The 1,512-nt window shown below is 50.6% G+C and carries 3 protein-coding genes; all 3 read left to right on the top strand.

Annotation, left to right across the window (positions count from 1 at the left end; all coding sequences use genetic code 11):
• Positions 1 to 870: ABC transporter permease (locus D6694_12670; GenBank protein RMH38191.1), on the top strand; the 870-nt coding region annotated here is incomplete at its 5' end.
• Positions 871 to 890: 20 nt separating this feature from the next.
• On the top strand, positions 891 to 1,169 hold the full coding sequence (locus D6694_12665) for an acyl carrier protein (GenBank protein ID RMH38190.1): 279 nt from the start codon (positions 891 to 893) through the stop codon (positions 1,167 to 1,169).
• Positions 1,166 to 1,512, top strand: a 347-nt coding sequence (locus D6694_12660) for a hypothetical protein (protein RMH38189.1), incomplete at its 3' end; no start/stop codon positions are given. The genes D6694_12665 and D6694_12660, both read left to right, overlap by 4 nt.

Here is a 1,512-nt window from a genome sequence, read left to right as displayed (position 1 = left end):
CCGGACGCGGCGCCCGCTGCCAAGACGGAGGTAGAAGTCTGCTTTGACCCTGCGGTTCAGGGGGTCTTTCGCACCGCTGTACTGGCATCTCTGCGCCTTGCCCTGCTGGAAATGGAGGTCCAACAACGATCGCAACAACTGGCACCTTTTCTGTCCAGCCAATTGGCGCCCAGTACCTCCTCTCCCCCTACAAAACCTCTGTTTCAGGTGCATGAAACACCCGCAGGAAACCCAACCTTACGCCCCAATGCTGTGCAGCAAAATGTCCCTGCATGGTCACTGTTCGGGATGTTTTTTATTGTCGTGCCACTGGGAGGAGCCCTGTTACGAGAACGGCAACTTGGTACGCTACAAAGGCTTTTCTGCTTCCCGGTTTCTGCCTGGTCACTTCTTTTCGGCAAACTTCTGGCCTATGTCACCGTTTGCCAGTTGCAGTTCGGTTTGATGCTACTGGTTGGGCGCTATCTTTTACCAGCTCTTGGGACACCGGTTCTGCAAATGGGGGACCATCCTGGTGCAATCGCCGTTCTGGGCTTGGTCTCGGCACTCGCAGCAACCGGATATGGCCTGATCGTGGGAGTTATGGCACGCAGTTACGAACAGGCCTCCATGTTTGGGGCGATATCCATAGTCATCGCTGCAGCCATTGGAGGTGTCATGGTCCCGGTCTATGTGATGCCGCCTGCGATGCAACGACTCAGCCAACTCTCCCCTATTAATTGGGGTCTGGAGGGCTTCCTTGAGCTCTTTGTACGCGGAGGCGATATAACAAGCATCTGGCCTCATCTTGTCGCCTTGCTTGCCTTCTTTGGCGCCACTTTGACATGTTCATTATGGTTCTTCAACAAACGTCACAGATATGCTAAGTAGAATGTTTTAAGGAGTCGTAAATGTCAGAAAACCGTGACCTCGAGAAGCAACTTTTACAATTAATTATTGAGACCTGTAATGTCCCGGACGCACCGGAGGATGTACCCGCAGACGCTCCCTTGATTGGTCCAGAATCGGTCTTGGGCTTGGATTCTTTGGACGCAGTAGAAGTTGTCGTCGCTGTCCAAAAGGCTTTTGGGGTGCGTATTGGAGGGGAAGACAGTGCGCGCGAGGTTCTCCAATCGATTCGATCTTTAGCGTCGTTTATTCTGAGAGAGGGAAGCAAAAGCAACCTATGAGAAAAGTTTTTTTCAAGTCCCTGACATTAGCTTTGGCATTGTGTTTTATCTCCGGTTGTGCAAAAGACCCCTATGTGGCCAGGAGAGTTCAGGGGGAATGCACTCCCCAAATAGACATTGACAGGCCGCAAATTGAACAAGGTCGGCCGAACTTCTTTCTTGACCTACTAGGGAATATATGGTCTCTCCCAAGTAAAATTCTTTTATTGGATACGAGAGTTGGCAACCACCATGTATCTGACAAAACAACAGATTATTTAAGACAATACCTGAAAGACAATGATTTGTGTGATGTAAAAGTCAGGGTTAACCAATATGCACCTGGCGCAGAATGGCGCCGCCT

The organism is Gammaproteobacteria bacterium (assembly GCA_003696665.1).
Taxonomy (GTDB): Bacteria; Pseudomonadota; Gammaproteobacteria; order Enterobacterales.
This window is presented reverse-complemented; position numbering and strand designations above follow the sequence as displayed.